The organism is Halanaerocella petrolearia, assembly GCF_054657875.1.
This window is the reverse complement of record NZ_BAAHXW010000002.1, coordinates 543,362-561,257: the sequence shown is the minus strand read 5'-3', so window position 1 is coordinate 561,257 and position 17,896 is coordinate 543,362. Positions and strand designations below refer to the sequence as shown.

19 protein-coding genes are annotated in these 17,896 nt (G+C 31.1%); all 19 read right to left on the bottom strand.

Going from position 1 to position 17,896, the window contains the following annotated elements; genetic code table 11:
• Window positions 1-13: 13 nt before the first annotated feature.
• The gene (locus ACYQ39_RS10025; protein WP_459842648.1) at window positions 14-1,045 is read right to left on the bottom strand and encodes an N-acetylneuraminate synthase family protein; all 1,032 of its coding nucleotides are present in this window, start codon (window positions 1,043-1,045) and stop codon (window positions 14-16) included.
• Window positions 1,045-2,052 (bottom strand): hypothetical protein, encoded by a 1,008-nt coding sequence (locus tag ACYQ39_RS10020; RefSeq protein WP_459842646.1) that lies wholly within the window; start codon window positions 2,050-2,052, stop codon window positions 1,045-1,047. Before ACYQ39_RS10020 ends, ACYQ39_RS10025 begins: the two co-directional genes overlap by 1 nt.
• Before the next feature lie 35 nt (window positions 2,053-2,087).
• Entirely contained in the window at window positions 2,088-2,543 is a 456-nt protein-coding gene (locus tag ACYQ39_RS10015) for a GNAT family N-acetyltransferase (RefSeq protein ID WP_459842644.1), read from the bottom strand.
• 18 nt (window positions 2,544-2,561) lie between these two features.
• Window positions 2,562-3,296 carry a cytidylyltransferase domain-containing protein gene (locus ACYQ39_RS10010; RefSeq protein ID WP_459842642.1) on the bottom strand — a complete coding sequence of 245 codons (735 nt, stop codon included), beginning with the start codon at window positions 3,294-3,296 and terminating at the stop codon, window positions 2,562-2,564.
• A gap of 35 nt (window positions 3,297-3,331) precedes the next feature.
• Window positions 3,332-4,492 (bottom strand): UDP-4-amino-4,6-dideoxy-N-acetyl-beta-L-altrosamine transaminase, encoded by a 1,161-nt coding sequence (gene pseC / locus ACYQ39_RS10005; protein WP_459842640.1) that lies wholly within the window; start codon window positions 4,490-4,492, stop codon window positions 3,332-3,334.
• Window positions 4,493-4,509: 17 nt separating this feature from the next.
• Window positions 4,510-5,487: a UDP-N-acetylglucosamine 4,6-dehydratase (inverting) gene (gene pseB, locus ACYQ39_RS10000; RefSeq protein ID WP_459842638.1), complete on the bottom strand. Its 978-nt coding sequence runs from the start codon at window positions 5,485-5,487 to the stop codon at window positions 4,510-4,512.
• Between the two features lie 23 nt (window positions 5,488-5,510).
• Entirely contained in the window at window positions 5,511-6,017 is a 507-nt protein-coding gene (gene flgN, locus ACYQ39_RS09995) for a flagellar export chaperone FlgN (RefSeq protein ID WP_459842636.1), read from the bottom strand.
• Window positions 6,007-6,423: a flagellar export chaperone FliS gene (gene fliS, locus ACYQ39_RS09990; protein WP_459842634.1), complete on the bottom strand. Its 417-nt coding sequence runs from the start codon at window positions 6,421-6,423 to the stop codon at window positions 6,007-6,009. Before fliS ends, flgN begins: the two co-directional genes overlap by 11 nt.
• 31 nt (window positions 6,424-6,454) lie before the next feature.
• Window positions 6,455-6,889, bottom strand: a complete 435-nt coding sequence (locus tag ACYQ39_RS09985; RefSeq protein WP_459842632.1) for a DUF8042 domain-containing protein — start codon at window positions 6,887-6,889, stop codon at window positions 6,455-6,457.
• Window positions 6,889-8,778, bottom strand: a complete 1,890-nt coding sequence (locus tag ACYQ39_RS09980) for a motility associated factor glycosyltransferase family protein (protein WP_459842630.1) — start codon at window positions 8,776-8,778, stop codon at window positions 6,889-6,891. Before ACYQ39_RS09980 ends, ACYQ39_RS09985 begins: the two co-directional genes overlap by 1 nt.
• Before the next feature lie 92 nt (window positions 8,779-8,870).
• On the bottom strand, window positions 8,871-10,619 hold the full coding sequence (gene fliD, locus ACYQ39_RS09975; protein WP_459842629.1) for a flagellar filament capping protein FliD: 1,749 nt from the start codon (window positions 10,617-10,619) through the stop codon (window positions 8,871-8,873).
• Between the two features lie 119 nt (window positions 10,620-10,738).
• Window positions 10,739-11,824, bottom strand: a complete 1,086-nt coding sequence (locus tag ACYQ39_RS09970) for a flagellin N-terminal helical domain-containing protein (RefSeq protein WP_459842627.1) — start codon at window positions 11,822-11,824, stop codon at window positions 10,739-10,741.
• 384 nt (window positions 11,825-12,208) lie between these two features.
• The gene (csrA, locus tag ACYQ39_RS09965) at window positions 12,209-12,439 is read right to left on the bottom strand and encodes a carbon storage regulator CsrA (protein WP_459842625.1); all 231 of its coding nucleotides are present in this window, start codon (window positions 12,437-12,439) and stop codon (window positions 12,209-12,211) included.
• A gap of 17 nt (window positions 12,440-12,456) precedes the next feature.
• A complete protein-coding gene (gene fliW, locus ACYQ39_RS09960) occupies window positions 12,457-12,897 on the bottom strand; it encodes a flagellar assembly protein FliW (protein WP_459842623.1) in 441 nt (146 codons plus the stop codon).
• A 23-nt stretch (window positions 12,898-12,920) separates the two neighbouring features.
• On the bottom strand, window positions 12,921-13,475 hold the full coding sequence (locus ACYQ39_RS09955; RefSeq protein ID WP_459842621.1) for a DUF6470 family protein: 555 nt from the start codon (window positions 13,473-13,475) through the stop codon (window positions 12,921-12,923).
• A 258-nt stretch (window positions 13,476-13,733) separates the two neighbouring features.
• Window positions 13,734-14,900, bottom strand: coding sequence for a flagellar hook-associated protein FlgL (gene flgL, locus ACYQ39_RS09950; protein ID WP_459842619.1), 1,167 nt, complete (start codon window positions 14,898-14,900; stop codon window positions 13,734-13,736).
• An 18-nt stretch (window positions 14,901-14,918) separates the two neighbouring features.
• Entirely contained in the window at window positions 14,919-16,685 is a 1,767-nt protein-coding gene (gene flgK, locus ACYQ39_RS09945; protein WP_459842617.1) for a flagellar hook-associated protein FlgK, read from the bottom strand.
• A 185-nt stretch (window positions 16,686-16,870) separates the two neighbouring features.
• Entirely contained in the window at window positions 16,871-17,326 is a 456-nt protein-coding gene (locus ACYQ39_RS09940) for a flagellar protein FlgN (protein WP_459842615.1), read from the bottom strand.
• 15 nt (window positions 17,327-17,341) lie between these two features.
• Window positions 17,342-17,626 carry a flagellar biosynthesis anti-sigma factor FlgM gene (gene flgM / locus ACYQ39_RS09935; RefSeq protein ID WP_459842613.1) on the bottom strand — a complete coding sequence of 95 codons (285 nt, stop codon included), beginning with the start codon at window positions 17,624-17,626 and terminating at the stop codon, window positions 17,342-17,344.
• Between the last annotated feature and the right edge of the window lie 270 nt (window positions 17,627-17,896).

Sequence of the window (17,896 nt, the reverse complement as noted above, 5' to 3'; positions counted from 1 at the left end):
TATCCCCCCCTGTTTAATATAGTTTTTCATATGTTATAAATTCATTTTCTTTTATCTTATTTTTTGTTTTCAACCCAACTATTTCTTTTTCTTGCCAAGCTGAAACTCCTTTTCCTTCTTTATTTCTCAAATATCCTAATTTATCATTAGTTATTTTTTCTCCCGCATCAATTTTTTGCTTGGCTACAAGTTTCATTTCTATTTCTGAACGAAATTCAATTTCAAACTCTTTTAATTGAGATTTTGAACACCTACCTTTTGCCTTTTCAATTTTTCTAATCCCTACCATCATTTTTTTAAACTCATCAGGCTCAAGAGCAAAATAATGATCAGGACCTTTCATATCTCGATTTAATGTAAGATGCTTTTCTATCACTTTTGCCCCTTTAGCAACTGCTCCTAAAGTAACTTCATAACCTAAAATATGATCAGAAAATCCAGGTATTACGCCAAACATATTTCTTAGAGTAGTCAAAAAGTTCAAATTCACATCTTTAGGATCAGTAGGATAATCAGAAATACAATGTAATAAAACAAGTTTCTCATTACCAGTTTCCTTGAAAAGATCAACAGCTCTTTCAATCTCTTTATATTTACAATAACCAGTAGACATAATAGTAGGTAAATTACTAACACCTACTTTTTCTATCAATTTTGGATAACCATAAGTTTGAGGAGAAGCTATTTTCATAAGCTTAACACCATGATTTATTAAAATATCCACTGCCTCTAAATAGGTTGGAGAACTAAAATATAATATATTTTTTTCTTGACAATAATCTCTTATCTTTTGGTACCAATTTTTTTGCAATTTTATTTTATCTAATAGTTCCCTATCTTTAGCTTTTAAATCATCTAAATTATATATTTTATCAGGCTTTATAGACTGAAATTTCACTGCATCTGCGCCACTTTCTACAGCTATGTCAATTAATTTAAACGCTAATTCTAAATCTTGATTATGATTTGAACCAATCTCTGCTATTACAAAAGTTTTTTCCCCTCCAATTATTTTATTTCCAACTTCAATTTTATTTCTAAACATTATAAATCTCCCCTAAATTCAAGGATTTTTTTAGCCACTCTACGAGCACCACTACCATCAAAACAATTATATAATTGTTGAAGTTTGTTTTTATATGTTTTACCATTTGCTTTTTTAATGGCTTTAAAAATATTATTCTCTTTTATATTTTTCTGCCAACCTAAATTAATTACACCTTTTTCTGCAAATGAATTAGCAATTTTCACTTGATCATCTTCCATAATATATATAATAGGCCTTTTATTTAAAGTAAGTGTTTCATAAACTGTAGACCCCGCTGCAGTTAGAATTAAAGCAGACTTCTCAATATGCTTCTTAAGACCAACAGGTTGCATAATCAATTTAAATTTATCTTTATTACTAATCTTATTTTTGATTTTATCAATTTGCTTAGCAGTAAAATATGGACCTACTACTATTTTTTTAGTTAAATTAATATTATCTAACTTATTAATGAAATCTATCATTAAATTTTTAGGGTCTGCTCCACCACAAGTTACTAAAATTCCATCATCATCTTTAGATTGGCTTTTGTCTACTGGCCAAAACTGAGGATTCATAACTAGATATGGGGGACCAAACAGACCTTGTTTATAATTTATATTTTTCTCATAATTGAGATTATCAGCATAAACATTTCCATTAATTAATACATCTACTGTTATATCAGAATATAAATTACTATTATCATCAAACATAACTACTACTGCAGAACAATTTTCTTTTAAATAATTAAAATATTGATTATTGCTTTTATAAGTATCTACCACTACTATATCAGGATTATAAGAAGAAATTAATTCAACATCTTGATTATTATAATTATCGGATAATCTAATATTTTTCTGATTAATATTCCACATTAATAGCCTCTTCTTAGCTTCATTATTAACTATAAATTTATAATCATAATTTATGATTTCATTTAAAGCTCTATACAAAGAATAAATTCTATTTAAATGACCTAAACCTTCCCGACCAGCATTAGTTCTAAATAAAATTCTCATATTTAAACACCTTTTTATTCAATCTAAAATCCATATCAATCAATATCCATATAATATTTTATATATTTTTCCTTTTCTAATTTTCGATATCTAGCTTTTTCAAAAGATTTTCTAGAAGCTAAATTATTATATTTAACTTTACCAATTAAATTTTTAATATTAACATTTTTAGATTTTTTTATAAAATTAAAGATTTTAATTAATAATCGACTACCATATCCATTACATCTATACTCTTTCGCTATACTATAATCTATATACCCATTACCACCTTCAATATCTATTCTTATTTGTCCTATTTCTTTATCATTTAAAAGAGCAATATAAATAAATGAACTACTAGAATTAAATTTTTCCTTAAACCATTTTTTATGCTCTTCATATTTAATAAATTCATTATTAAATGAATTTTCTCTAACAACTGGATCATTAACCCATTCAAACAATAAATCACAATCATTTTTAGTTACTTCTCTTAAACTAATATTCATCTCAATCACCAACTTACTTTAGAGCTTTTTTTGTTCTACATTAGAATTAATTTTTACTAATTTGGAGTTTTGTTTCATTAATTCTATAATTTCATTCAAGTAAAAATCATGTTCTCCATTGTACAATTTACTATATATGATTTTTATTAATTTTAAATCATCATCTTCATCTAATGTTAATCTATAATTAGAGTAATCAGTTTCATTTTTATAATAATATATTTCTTCATTGTTTTCATAAATATAGGGAGTAACATGCTCTAATTGATATTCTTTTTCAGATTTTTCAAATGCTCTTTTTAACATTTTAAATGAAAATACTTCAGTATCCAGTCCTCTTGGATAGGTTCTATCTTCAAGACTAGGACCAGCATTGGTTACTAATCTATAATTATTTTCTTTATATGATTTAATAATTTCATCCACTACAAAAGGATCAATTAGAGGACAATCAGACGTAATCCTAACAATAGTATCAATATTATTTTCTTTAGCAGCATAATAATATCTGCTAAGTACATTTTCTTCGCTACCCCTATAATACTTCACATCATAATTTTTAGACTCATCTACTATTACATCATCCTTATCTAATACTGTAGTAGCTATTATAATTTCATCAATCAAATCACTTTGTTTTACTCTTTCTATTACATGGGCCAATACCGACTGCCCACATAAATTCTTCATTACTTTTCCCGGTAACCGAGTAGAACCCATTCTAGCTTGAATAATCGCTGCTACTTTACTCAATTTATTCACCTCCTATAAACAACTATTTATTAGATCTAAGGTTGATATCTCTTTATAACCTTTGCCACTCTTTTTATAACTTCTTGCACATCTTTATCTTTCATTTTAGGATATAAGGGAATAGTAATAATTCGTTCATATAACCATTCAGCATTAGGACATAATCCATATTCATAATCTAAATTTTTGTAATAAGGATGATAATAAACAGGAATATAATGGACATTAACTCCCAATTGTTTATCTCTTAATTTAGTGAAAATTTTCTTTCGATCAGCTTCTAATTTATCCAATTCCAACTGCAAAACATAAATATGCCAGGAAGATTCCCTGGTAGATTTTTGTTGAGGAATAACTACCCCTTCTAAATCTTCAAAAACTTGATTATATTCAGCAGCTATTTCTTTTCTTCTAGCTAAAAATTGATCACTCTTTTCTAATTGACTAATTCCTAAAGCACATTGAATATCAGTCATTCGATAATTATATCCTAAACTCTGCTGTTCATGATACCAAGAACCATGACTTTCATTTATATACTTACTACTATCTTTAGTTATTCCATGTGTTCGAAACTGTATTAATTTATTATATAATTTCTTAGAATTGGTAGTAATCATTCCACCTTCACCACTAGTAATATGCTTAACTGGATGAAAACTAAAAGTACTCATATCACTTAAACCACCGATTTTCTGCCTGTTATAAGTAGCTCCTAGTGCATGAGCAGCATCTTCAATCACAATTAAATTATATTCCTCAGCAATTTTATGGATTTTATCCAATTCACAAGGTTGTCCAGTATAATGTACAGGAATAATAGCCTTTGTTTTATCAGTGATTTTATCTCTAACTTCATCTGGGTCTATATTATAAGTTTCTTTATCTATATCAGCAAAAACAGGAGTTCCACCTTGATAAAGTATACAATTAGCTGATGCTGCAAAGGTCATTGGCGTAGTAATTACTTCATCCCCTTCACTAATATCAGCAGCAAAACAAGCTGCATGAAGGGCTGCTGTCCCATTAGAAACAGCCACAGCATATTCAGCATCTACATATTCAGAAAACTTATCTTCAAATTCTTTAACTTTTGGCCCAGTAGTTAAATAATCACTCTTTAATGTCTCCACTACTGACTCTATATCATCTTCATCTATCCACTGGCTCCCATATGGTATAAACTCTTGGCCCATATTCTACCTCCTACTACCTAAAAATCTAACTTATTTATCTTGTTTCTCATTTCTTCAATTGTCAACCACTGATTATTATTGTCACTACTATATTTAAATCCATCTTCTAATGGTTGTCCGCCTCTATGATTACCAGCATTCCACCAGTCAAAATTAGGTTGAATTATATAATAATCATCAAACTCAAGAGTTTGCCGAGCATCAGACTTGCTAATTAGTACTTCATGTAACTTTTCTCCTGGCCTAATTCCTATAGTCTCTTGCTTACATTCTGGAGCGATAGCTTTAGCTAATTCAGTAATCTTCATACTAGGAATCTTAGGAACAAAAACCTCGCCACCTTCCATCTCTTCTAATGCCAATGTTACCATCTCTACTGCCTCGTCTAAAGTAATCCAAAATCTCGTCATTCGAGGATCAGTAATTGTTATTTTCCCCTCTTCTTTTTGCTGTTGAAACAACGGAATAACACTACCTCGGCTCCCCATCACATTACCATATCTAACTACTGAAAATTTAGTCTTTTTTCCCCCAGCATAGGCATTTCCAGCTGTAAATAGTTTATCAGAACACAATTTCGTAGCTCCATAGAGATTTATTGGATTAGCTGCTTTATCAGTACTCAAAGCTACTACTTTTTCTACTTTTTTATCAATTGCAGCATCGATTATATTTTGTGCACCTAATACATTGGTTTTAACTGCTTCAAAGGGATTATATTCACACTCTGGAACTCTCTTTAAAGCAGCAGCGTGAATCACTATATCCACTCCATCGAAAGCACGATATAATCTATCTTTATCTCTGACATCCCCTATAAAGAATCTTAATCTTGGATCATTATTAAATTTAGCTTTCATTTCTGCCTGCTTAAGTTCACCACGACTGAGAATAATCAATTTTTCAACATTATATTTATCTAAAACTAATTGAGTGAATTTCTTTCCAAAGGACCCTGTTCCACCAGTTACTAAAATAGTTTTTTCTTCTAACATAACTATATCTCCTTTTATATTATTTATCTTTTACTATCAAAAAATTTACCTTCTCTATTAACCTTATTACCACTCATATAGGAATTAAAAGCTTTCTTACCTTCATTTAACTGACTTAACTTCTTCTTCCATTTATCTTTTCTTTTCTCTAGTAATTCATAATTTTTCTCATCTAACTTTTGTAATTTAGAAACTAATTTCAAAATTTGATAGCTTACTTTTTCTATTTTATCTTTGTAAGGAATATCAACTTTAAGTAAATTATTAATAAATTCTTTATCATTAACTATATTCAATTTATCAGATAATTGCCTTCGAATAAGATCAATTTCTTTCTGTTCTTGATCTATCTTATCAATAATTCGTTGCTTTTTATTGGTGACTTTTGTTAAATCAGTAAGCTCCTTTGTAATTATATTTTCTTTCTGTTGCTCAGTCAACTCCAAGATTTTCTTATAATCTCTATAACAGATTTTATATTTATCTATTAAGTCTAATAGAAGAGATTTTACTTTCGGTTTATCCTTCAATACTAACTCCCCTATTCCCTTCTTTTCCTTTTTTCTTCAGTTTTTCTGCAGCCTGTTGCCAAGTTTCTCGTAATTCCTTTAACATCCCTAATACTTCTTCAACTGGATCTATGTTCTTCCCTACATTTCCTTTAATCAACCGACGTTTCATATAGTCATATAAAGCATCAAGGTCAGCTGTCAGTTCTGGTGCCTGGTCATGATCAAGAGTAGTTTGAAATTCAGATAAAATTGCCTGGACCTTATTTAAAGCATTATTTGTCAATTCATAATCTTCTTCCTTGATTCCTTTGATTCCTTGTTTAGTAAATTTAATTGCTCCATCATATAACATTAATAAAAGTTTTTCCTGACTAGCTGTCTCAACTTGAGTATTTTTATACTTTTGATATGGATTATTAGCCATTATTAACTCCTCCTCTTTTTGATACTTTTCTTTACACAAACTTATGATTAGTTATATAATTTAAAAGACGAATAAATATCTTTTTATATTCCTTAATATGAACTTCTAATTCATAATTGATCAAATCAGATATTTGCAAATAATCCTCATTTTCCATAGCTATTATTAATTTATTAGCTAAAAAATTGTTAAACTGTTCGATATAATGATTCAACTCTTTCCCTTCGTATTTTATTTGACTATAATCTAATCCTAAAATATTCTTTATATTATATAATAATTTATTTAAATTCTCTACCCCATCAATCAAATTTCCGAATTCCTGCCAAGCAATTTCATAATCTTCCTCATCTAATGCATCCGAAATCAATTCTTTTTTTAATAGAACTTTATTCAAATAATCTACTGCTCCCTCTAGTGGGTTTAAGAGTTCAGCTTGCTCTATTTCTATATCTATTTCTTCCATTATGAATCACTCCTTGCTAATTTAATCTGCTCTATACTTTCTTTCCCTTCACTAAATACATCAATCAAGATATCACAGATCTGTTTTATATCATCTAATTTATCTAAATCATATCTACACCAATCTTTAAATTTATTTTTAGTATCTATAGATAAGTCACCTAACTGTACTTTATTTCGTTCTAGTTGAATAAAGATAGCTTGACAGACAAAGAAAAAGATAGCATCACCATTTGACATTTGGGCAATTTGAGTATTTATCTCATTAAATTTTTTTTGAGCCCACCCTACAGTATTATTAGCTGTATCTATTTTCTTCTCAACTGTCTCTAACAAATCTACTATCTCTTCTATCATCTCTTTAATCTCCTTCAAACGATTTAACTCTTCTGAGATTCCTTTCTCAAGGCTATCTACTCTATTTTCTATCTTGTTAGTTGAAACTGAATTTGAAATTTGATTTATGTCTGCTAGATTTTCTTGACAATACTCCTCTACTACTTCTTGTAAAGACATCAGTTCAGTACCTTCAATATAAGCCCCACCTTCAGTAGCATCAATACACTTTACTTCAGTCTCAGCAATACGATACTCAAACCATTCTTTAAAGATTTTCCACCACTTTCTAGCCTTTAACTCTTCTCCATTATAGCCCTCTACTGTTACTATCTCATCCTTTTTTTCTCCCACCTCATCATATTTTGTCCCTGTAGCATGTCCTTTTCCCTCTTTAGAAAAAGCTAAATCTTGTCCTACAAGTACAATCGGTGAGCATCCTAGAGCCAAAGCAGTACTATAATTTAAATTGGCAACTGAATTTCCTGTATCAAAGGAAGTAATTTCCCCTGTAGTTTCGGCCAACCACTGTTCCGAGGGTATATTATTTCTAAAAACAGATACTTTTTTACCAGGAAAATTATTATAAATTTTAGGATTAATAATCCCTTCTGCCACAAGTACAACATCTTCAGGTAATTTATTTTCTTTTATTAATTCCTTAAAGAAATAATCATAAACAGTTTCAGTTCTTTCTAATACTCCTACAATATCAGGATTTATTCCTTCACTAAGTAACCTTTCTAGTATAGTATCAGCAGCAATAATCAATACTTGATCCTGATATTCTTTTAATACATCTATATTCTTATCCAAAGAAGGTCCTGCTGCAACACAAACAGCCGGTTGATTCTTGAATTCTTTAATTTCATCTAAAGATGAACTCTGTAAAATATATTCTAAGTTAGAAAAAGCCTGTTCTATTCCTAATATACTATCTCCAGGATCATTACCTACAGACTGATTTATAAACTGCAAAGTCGAAAAAAATCTCTTCCTAAATCTAATATAATCTTTTTCCTCTGAATTAGCTAAAATCGGCGTCTTAAAAAAATCAATATTTCCTGCTACCAAAGCTGTATAATCTATCCTCTGCAATTGATCTTTCATGCGAGTAATATATCTTTTATCTGAACCATCAAATATTCTTATATTTCTAATCTGCTGCAATATATCAGTTAAATCCTGGTGTTTCATTACTTCTTTCAAAATATCAGGCCTGTTTTCAATAACTACTACTTGTGATTCCTGGCTGAATTCTTGCATAATTGCTCTAATATAGTGCCCACAACCTATACCAGCAACTCCAATCAAATTATGATACCCTAATTTCAATTTATTTATCTTCTTTTCCGCTTGTAAACGAGGTCGATATAAACTATGAACTAACCTTTCATTTCCAGATTCTATCATCTTCAAGCTATAATCTTGACCATTTTTGGTAGGTACTACTACAAAATCATCTCGAGTAGTTTCTAATCGATCAACTTTGTGAGCCAAAGTAGGATTAATTTTATTTAATGCTGCTAAATTATTATTATAAATCTGGTTCATACCAATCTCCTTTCTTAATCTTCTGATACATTAATTAGATTCTTCATAAGTCATCTAAGTCCTAGTATAAAATTTAGTCATATTTTTCATTTTTATCCTAATCCCAAAGTTGAAATTTGAGAACTCAACCATGAACTTTGGCTATTAAAATTAGAAACTGTAGTCTCCATTCGAGTAAACTGTTCTTTCATTCGCTGCATTTCCATATCTACTTGTCTCTGATAGTCATCAATAGTATCATTCATTCGGTCAACTTGATCACCTAATCTATCTGTTCGATTAGGAATAATCCCATCACGTTCTACCAGAGAATTTGTATAATCTTTCAGTTTAGTTGCCAAACCATCATGGTTATAATTAGCATCTTCACTAGCATCTGGGGCAAAAAATTCATGAACCTGACCTGGGGTATCTTGAATAGACTTTTTTAGTTTCTCTTCATCGAGAGTTAATTTATTATAATCTCCATTATCAAACTCTAATCCCACTTCTGACATATGATCAATCTCATTACCAGTAGATATACTATTCAATAGAGTTGATTTCAAATTACTAGCAATTCTGTTAGCAGTACCATCTCCCTGCAATACATTTCCTTCGATATTTTCTCCTGTTCCACTAACACTCGTTTTCCCTTCAATAAAGTCTACCACACTATTATACTGATCAACCACTTCTTTAATTGCATTTTTAGCCTTTTTTGTATCTGCACTAACATCCACAGTAGTAGAGTCACCAGAACTAGCAGAACTCTCAATATTAAATGTTACTCCTTTAACTGCATCTTCGAAAGTATTATCGGAACTAGTGATTCCACTTATGCCATTAACAGTTATTTCAGCATCTTGAGCATCTTGATACCCACCATTTCCTTGATATACATTACCAGTATTATTAGAATCATAAACTCCTAAGTCAGTTAATAGATTACCCCCATTTTCATTCAAGGTCATTGAATTGTCTGCTCCAGTTTTACTACTCTCTAATACAACTCGATTATCAACTATAGAAGCAGTAACTCCAGCACTACTATCATTAATTTTAGTTACAAAATCAGATAAAGTATCACTAGCAGTCATATCAATTGTAGTACCGTTCATTGTAGGATCACTGCCTACAGTATCATATAAACTATTCTGGGTTAACGTGTTTTGTTGATCTCCATCTGTACCATGCATCTTTAAGGTAGTACCCATACTGACTTGATAACCAAAATCATAATTTCCTCCAGTATCATTATCAAGATTTAAACTTCCTAAATTCCCCTCAGCAGTAGCAGATTTTAAAGAAGTATAATTTTCACCATTTTCACTAATAGCAACAACATCTCCATTACTATCAGTTAAACCATATTTGTAAGTAGTTCCATCAATAGTAGTATCAGTTATATCTGTAGTATCATAAGTTTTTCCGTCTTCCATAGCAATATCACTAGCATCACCATCAGAAGTAGTAGCATCTTGACTTTCACTAGAAACAGCTTCTGCCACTTTAGTTCCGCCTACTACTCTTTGGACTTGGGCTTTTTGATTTACAGTAATATCATAGCTTCCCTTACTTGCTTCAGGATCAGCACTAGCAGTCACTACATCCTTATCATTAGAAGAAGTAGTCATACTATTATAAGTCTCTTGTTTCTTTAGATCTTTAAGTAAATTATCTAATTTTGACATCCGAGAATTAATATCCCGCCAAGCATCCTTCTCTCTTTTGACTTGTGAAATATCATTTTCTATATTTCGGATAGGTTGTTCTTCAATATATCTCATCTGTTGCATAATCTGTTGAGTATTTATTCCTGTAGCACTCATTCCTAATTGACTCAAACCCATATTAACCATTTTATCCCACCTCCAATTTAAATTTTAATCACCACTATTCTAAATAAAAAAGCCAGCCGGAAAAACCGGCCGGCTTCTTGGTAACTTAACATTCAATTTTAGTACAATACTAAATACTATTATCCAAGTAAAGAAAGTACTCCTTGTGATTTCTGATTAGCTTGAGCTAACATAGAAGTACCTGCCTGCTTTAAGACTCTAGACTTACTCATGCTCATCATTTCTTTAGCCATATCCACATCTTTAATTCTTGACTTTGATGCAGTTAAATTCTCTTCAGAAGCACTTAAGTTATTAATTGTATGATCCAATCGATTCTGCTTAGCACCTAACTTAGAACGTTCACTAGATACTTTTCCAATTGCTTGGTCAAGTACACCAATTGCTTTTTCTGCTCCATCTTGAGTTGATACATCAATACCAGCTGATGTCAATAAATCCTTTGCTTTCATAGACTTAATATTTAGATCAGTATCCTGACCACCATTGGCTCCAATTTGGAATGTCAAAGAATTATTTGAACCAATATTACCTGAAGCTTGACCAGCTCCAATATCTATTCCACTAACTGCTCCAGAACCAGTATCAAATGTAACATTATCAAATTTAACTGATGTGCCTCCTGTATTACTTGCTACAACCTCACCATTTTCATTTTTAACTTGAATAGTAGATGTGTTTCCATCAATATGCTCAATATCATAAGTAGCATCAAATTCTACTTCACCATTCATGCCTGTAACTCCAGTTGCTCCACTACCAGATCTTATCTCAGTTCTATCTTCCACATTTCCATCTAATAAACTTTTCGTGTTGAATTCAGTTGTCTCAGCAATTCTATCTAATTCATCAGTCAACTGACTAACCTCTTCTTGAATCTCTGCTCTATCTGAATCAGTATTACTATCATTAGCTGACTGAACAGATAACTCTCTCATCCGTTGTAAAATAGAATGACTTTCTTTCAAAGCACCTTCTGCTGTCTGGATCATTGAAATACCATCTTGTGCATTTCTCTGAGCCTGACCTAAACCATTAATCTGACTTTCCATCTTCTCACTAATTGCTAATCCAGCTGCATCATCAGCCGCCTTATTAATCCGCTTACCGGATGATAACCTCTCCAGTGAAGAATCCATACTTTGATTAGTCTGTTTTAGTTGATTATAAGAGTTTAAAGCTGCAACATTCGTATTAATTCTCATTTTTTATTCCTCCTTGAGTATTTTGATTTCTCCAGCCTCCATGCTAGAGAAACTATTTAATAATTAATAGCATATAATTGATAATTAAAACTATACACTTAATTAAAACTATACACTATAATAGGCTCTAACTCATTAATTGACTTTATTTACAACTAATATAAGTTAGTAACCATTACTACTCTGAATTATTTCAGAGTACCAATCATTACTAAATTTATAAATACAATTTTTTTACCTTTCTTTCATTATTCTTATCGAATAAAAAACTATTCTTTTAATTCTATAATAAGACCATATATCCTTATTTAAGCTCATTTTAAAAAAATAGGTTCTTTTTTCGAGCTTATTTACCCTGATTTCAAATTATTAATTCATTAACTTTTACTCACCAACTTCCTTTATTAATTTTTCTAATGTATCTAACTTGGCCACTGCAGCTGCTTGTTTATTTTCTCTTTCTATCTGCTCATATATTTCTTTACGATGAATTTCTATATCTTCAGGAGCGTCAATTCCTATTCTAACTCGATTTCCTGCTACATTAACTACTGTAATCTCTATATCATCACCAACCATAATACTTTCTTCTTCTCTCCTAGTTAAAACTAACATTAACCTGCCTCCCTTAATTATGCCGAAATATTTTCTTGTCCTTCAATTAATGGATATTTAACTGGATAATCCTTATCTTCTAAAATAAACTGTTTAGCAATTTGATTTTTCTTATTAACTATAATTGGAGCCTTTAAATTCATTGTTATATCTTGAAGATTTTCCGGAACTGTTACAATATTAATTACTAATACATCTTCTTTATCCTCTAATTCTAACATCCCTTCCAGCTCTCTACCTATTTCAAACTCATAATCTGGATAAAAGCTCCATGGTTCAGTAACTACAAAGGCTAGATCTGGATTAGTTATTGATTGTAACCAGAAGAAAGCATCTTCTCCATTATCTATTAAAGTAAACTGTTTCTCATCTTCAAAACCATAAGGGCCAACTACAAATTCAATTACCTCTTCTTCTTTAAACTCAATTTCACCAAAGCGAGTAGTTTCAAATTTCATATATAAGCTCCTTTCAATCATTTCTATAATTTCCTATCAATTACTTGAGTATCCAACTTTGCTTTCTGTTTCAAATAAGTCTCAACCTTACCCCACTTCAAATCAGTTTCTGGCCAACTAGATTCTACATCTAATTTGATTCCATCAAGATCAGGTGATTCATACTTGATTTTCTGTTTACCAGGTTTAACCTTAATTTCAGCACCTCGTTTCCATTTTAATCCTATTTCTTTCTTCTTATCTTTAAGACTTTTTTTGGCCTGAGCAATCAACGGCTTATTATTCTTTTCAATAGCAGCCAACTGATCTCCTTCTTGAGATCTTCTCTTGATTCCTTTAAGGGCTGTCTGTCTAGCTTCTTGTACTATCTTTTTACCATATAACTTATGATTTCTATAGTTTAAATCTGCTCGAGCTTTATTCATATCAATCTTTACCTGAGCAGGTTTAGAATTTATCTTTAATTGGCCAGGAACCTGTTGTAATTCAAACTGATCAGGTTTCTGATCTATCTTCATCTGAGGAGATTTGATTTGTAAGCCAGTTTTAGCAAATTGTTGATGGATTTCTAACCTCAAAAGTATCAGCTCCCATGTTAGCTACCAGTAATCAGTTTTCGAGAATCAGTATATAGTTAGCTCTCAGTTCTCTGAAATTATCATCTAATATTTAGTTGATAATTAGTTTTCAGTAGTAACCAGTTACCTAAAATTAATTATCTGTATGTATTTCCTAATCCATTTGCTATCTAATATCATACTGATTACTTGTTTTTGACTCCTGTCTACTACTATACAATGACATTAATATATTCACACTAACTCCTCACACTCACACTATCTAAGAAACTTAACTAAGCTTGGTTGAATTATCCTTGATCCCGAAGATAAAGCAGCCTTGTAAACATTCTCACTAGTCTTTAGATTCATAATTGTTTTAGCAATATCAACATCTTCATTCTTAGATAATAACTTCTTAAATTTGATTTCATCACTCTCTAAACGACTTTTAGTCGTCTCTAATCTTTTCTGTTTAGCTCCATTTTCTGATCTCTTACGTAATAACTTATCTATATTCTGGTCTAATTCATTAATTCTTTGCTGAGAAATAGCTTTTCCATTATCATTAGATAAGTCATTTGCTAATTTATCTAATGTAGCTAAAGGATCTTCAAAATAACTCCCTGATTGATTAATCTGCATTTCTACTCCAGGAGAAATTTCCCGCTTTATTTTACTACCATCTCCTTCATAAGTATACTTTTTATTCTTAATACCTAATTTTTGTACAACATTATCTCCACTATTATCTTCAACAGAGATTTTCTTCCCATTGTCTGCAGTAACCTCTAAAGTATTATCACTACCTACACTAGCTGAAACCCCTGTAAGTCCATTTATATTAGTTGCTATATCATTAAGGCTATCACTATTATTTACTGAAACTGAAGGCCCAGGATTATTTATCAATGTACCATCTACTTTTATGTTAATATCCCCATTATAATTTAAAGAGGCATTTGGATCATTAACAGGATCAGAAACAGAAATACTAGAAGGAGAATCATTATAAGGCTCAACTTTAGTTTTATTCCCTCCAAAAATATACCGATCATTATAAGTAGTGTTAGCAACACCAACTAAACTTTTTCTTAGCTCACTTATTTCATCAGCTACTGCTTGTCTATCTTGCTTACTCAATGAACCATTAGCACCACGAGCTGCTAGTTCTCTAGCTCTCTGTAATACATTACCAGCTTGCTTATAAGCAGAGTCTGTTGCTTCAGTCCAGGCTATCGCTTCATCTACATTTTTAGTATATTGTTCGTTCTTTTCTATTGTATTATTTAAATCCATACTCCGAGCTACACCAATTGGATCCTGTGACGGACGACTAAATTTCTTTCCTGTTGACAACTGCCGATTAAATTTATCTAGCCGTTCTCGGTTATTATTTAAATTTTCCATTAACTTACTAGTCATCATACTATTAGTTACGCGCATTCTTTACCACCTCTCTTCTTATCTCTTTAATCCATTAACTAATGTCTGTAACATTTGATCCATAGTCGAAACTACTTTTGAAGCAGCTGTATAAGAATGTTGATACTTGATCATCTTACCCATCTCTTCATCCAAAGAGACTCCTGCTACTGCTTGTTGCTGCTGGTCTAATTGATTAAGTAGTGTATCTTGATTACTTACCATTCGATTAGCACGTTGACTATCAACACCTAATTGCGAAATATTAGAAGTATAATACTCATCTAAAGTAGCAGTACTTGAATTCATTACTTCTTTGTTTCCTAACTCATTTAATTCTAAAGCATTATTCCCATCACCAGCATAATCGTTGACTCCATCTCCATTACTATCTGCTGCTTGAGTAGCTGCAGCTATATTATTTAATCCAGTATCTCCTTTAATATCACTAGCTATATCTATATCTTGAGCTCCAGTCCCCTGAAAAAAGTTATTTCCTGCACCAGTTCCTTGAATTCCTAACTCCTTCTTTATATTTACTTCTCCAGTGCTGGTATCACTAGTATTAACTATATCAAGTTTAGTTCCTGCATCTTGTACCTCAATCTTTAGTCTTTTATTGCCATCTCCATCAGAATCTATAACACTAGCAGTCACATCTTTAGTACCATTAGAATTTGTATCTACAGCATTATTATTTATACTGGTAACAATATCACTAAGACTATCTCCACTATTTACTGATACAGAAAAAGAACTACCATTTACTTTTACTCTAAAACTACCAGTCTTTCCTCTTAAAGGATTCGAGGAATTTGCTTGCTCTTTAGATACCATAGTATCCATCTTTGTATCACTTAAACCATATCCTTTTTTATGTTGCTTATTGAATTCAGTAATTAATTTATTAGCTAAATTATCTAATTGTTCTTTCTGTTTAGTAATATCTTCATCCCTAGACTCTAATAGACCTTTAATCTCTCCATCTTTAAACTGAACTTGATTACCAGTCTCCCATTGTACTTTATATAAATCATTATTAGTTGCATCTTTTTCAGCTTTTAATTTAGTCACTTTAGTATTAGAAACTAGCTTAGTCCCTCCAATACCAACTCTTAGCGCTCCATTACTAGCTTCTTTAACCTGTATATCAGTTATTTTAGATAAATCACTAACTAACTTATTTCGTTTATCTCGTAAGTCATTAGCATCTTGCTCTGTACTTTCTGCCTTCACAATCTGTCCATTCAGATCAGCAATTCGATCAGCATAAGAGTTGATTTCTTCTACTTTAGTCTTAACCCGCTCATTTAAAGATGATTGATAATCATCTAACTGAGTATTAAGATGATTAAAAGTATCAGTTACTGCTAAAGCTCGTTGTCTTACAGTAGCTCTCACTGCCTTACTTTCTGGATTATTATTTAAATCCTGCATTGAATTCCAGAATTCACTCATTGATTTTCGTAATCCTTTATCTGATGGTTCATTAAAGATTAACTCTATCTCCTTTAATGCTTCATTCTTCATCTCCCAACGACCTTGAGTACTAGACTCTTTTCTGATCTGACCGTCAATAAATTTATCTCTAGCTCGTTTAATCTGACTAACTTTTACTCCTGTTCCTATCTGTCCTGCTCTTACTCCAGCTGCATTTCGTGGCTGAGTAGCCGACTGTATAGCCTCTTGTCGACTATATCCTTCTGTATTAGCATTGGCTACATTGTGTCCTGTAACCTCTAACGCCTTCTTTTGAGCCTGCAAAGCTCGTTTTCCAATCTCTATCCCACCAAAAGTTGACCCCATATTCTCACCCCAAACTTTTATAATTTACAGTTTACAATTTACAGTGTATAGTTAAAATCAAATATAAAGCATAATTTATCAGCTTAAGCTTGAGTTTAAGTAAACCATAAAACTAATTTTTCAAAGGATTGACTTAACCTTAAGCTCAAACTCAATAATTATTCTTTATTATCTATTATTTGCTACTATGCTTTCTGATTCAACATTGAACTACCATTCTGACCTTGACTTACACTACCTTGTTTACTATAAGTACTATTCTGCTGGTTGGCTCCTAATATACTAAGATTAATATTATTTAACTGTAAAGCATCAGTTATTAACTTGCTATTCAACTGATTTAAATCCTGCAACTTAGTCGTAATCTCTAATAAATTTTCTTGTAATTGACTTAACCTGCTACTAATCGGTTCTTTAGACTCCGTTATCAGTTGAGAAATATTTTCACTTCCTACTAATTGCTCTCGATTATTCTCCAACTTTTGAATCATCTCTAAGTATTCTGCCTCTTCTTTTACTATCTCTTCTAGTTGATCTATATCTTCATTAATTACTACTTCCTGTTTCTTTTCTGCCAGATCATATACTTTCTGATACAATTTATATTCCGCTTCTAGTACATCAGCTAATTTCTCTTCCATCTAATACCTCCTTTGCTACACCCGTTTATCTATAACCTGATCTAAAATATCTTTAGCTACTTCTTCTCCATCTACATCATAAGTTCCTTGTTTAATCTGTTTCTTTAGACTAGCAACTTTTTCTTGCCGAATCTGAGGTTTATAATCTACCTTTTCCTTTATATTCTGTAACTCTTGTGCTTGATTTGATAAAGATAATTCATCCTTCTTCTTATTCTTTTCAGCCTTTTGAGTCTCATTTTTATTCTGTTTGCCATAATTATTAATTATTTTAGACATTCTACTACCATCAATCTTCATTTTATCACCTACCTTCCTTTATAAGTTGTTGGAAAAATTTTAATTAGAAAAGTGTACATTAGTTGATATTATGTGTCGTTTCTAGTGACACAGCCGTGAGTCTTTAGTCTTGAGCTATGAGCTAATGCAAAACCATTTAAAACCCAAAGTCCATTTTTTATATTCTGTATTATAAAGACTTAACCCTTATATGTGGTTTTGAATTGGCTCATGACTCACAACTCATAACTCACGACTTATCTTATTCATCGTAGTTTTATCTAATAACTT

Excerpts from the sequence above, each read along its gene's own strand:
- ACYQ39_RS10025 (WP_459842648.1), bottom strand. The coding sequence starts at position 1,045 with ATGTTTAGAAATAAAATTGAAGTTGGAAATAAAATAATTGGAGGGGAA.
- ACYQ39_RS10020 (WP_459842646.1), bottom strand. The coding sequence starts at position 2,052 with ATGAGAATTTTATTTAGAACTAATGCTGGTCGGGAAGGTTTAGGTCAT.
- ACYQ39_RS10015 (WP_459842644.1), bottom strand. The coding sequence starts at position 2,543 with ATGAATATTAGTTTAAGAGAAGTAACTAAAAATGATTGTGATTTATTG.
- pseC (WP_459842640.1), bottom strand. The coding sequence starts at position 4,492 with ATGGGCCAAGAGTTTATACCATATGGGAGCCAGTGGATAGATGAAGAT.
- pseB (WP_459842638.1), bottom strand. The coding sequence starts at position 5,487 with ATGTTAGAAGAAAAAACTATTTTAGTAACTGGTGGAACAGGGTCCTTT.
- fliS (WP_459842634.1), bottom strand. The coding sequence starts at position 6,423 with ATGGCTAATAATCCATATCAAAAGTATAAAAATACTCAAGTTGAGACA.
- ACYQ39_RS09985 (WP_459842632.1), bottom strand. The coding sequence starts at position 6,889 with ATGGAAGAAATAGATATAGAAATAGAGCAAGCTGAACTCTTAAACCCA.
- ACYQ39_RS09980 (WP_459842630.1), bottom strand. The coding sequence starts at position 8,778 with ATGAACCAGATTTATAATAATAATTTAGCAGCATTAAATAAAATTAAT.
- fliD (WP_459842629.1), bottom strand. The coding sequence starts at position 10,619 with ATGGTTAATATGGGTTTGAGTCAATTAGGAATGAGTGCTACAGGAATA.
- ACYQ39_RS09970 (WP_459842627.1), bottom strand. The coding sequence starts at position 11,824 with ATGAGAATTAATACGAATGTTGCAGCTTTAAACTCTTATAATCAACTA.
- csrA (WP_459842625.1), bottom strand. The coding sequence starts at position 12,439 with ATGTTAGTTTTAACTAGGAGAGAAGAAGAAAGTATTATGGTTGGTGAT.
- fliW (WP_459842623.1), bottom strand. The coding sequence starts at position 12,897 with ATGAAATTTGAAACTACTCGCTTTGGTGAAATTGAGTTTAAAGAAGAA.
- flgL (WP_459842619.1), bottom strand. The coding sequence starts at position 14,900 with ATGCGCGTAACTAATAGTATGATGACTAGTAAGTTAATGGAAAATTTA.
- flgK (WP_459842617.1), bottom strand. The coding sequence starts at position 16,685 with ATGGGGTCAACTTTTGGTGGGATAGAGATTGGAAAACGAGCTTTGCAG.
- ACYQ39_RS09940 (WP_459842615.1), bottom strand. The coding sequence starts at position 17,326 with ATGGAAGAGAAATTAGCTGATGTACTAGAAGCGGAATATAAATTGTAT.
- flgM (WP_459842613.1), bottom strand. The coding sequence starts at position 17,626 with ATGAAGATTGATGGTAGTAGAATGTCTAAAATAATTAATAATTATGGC.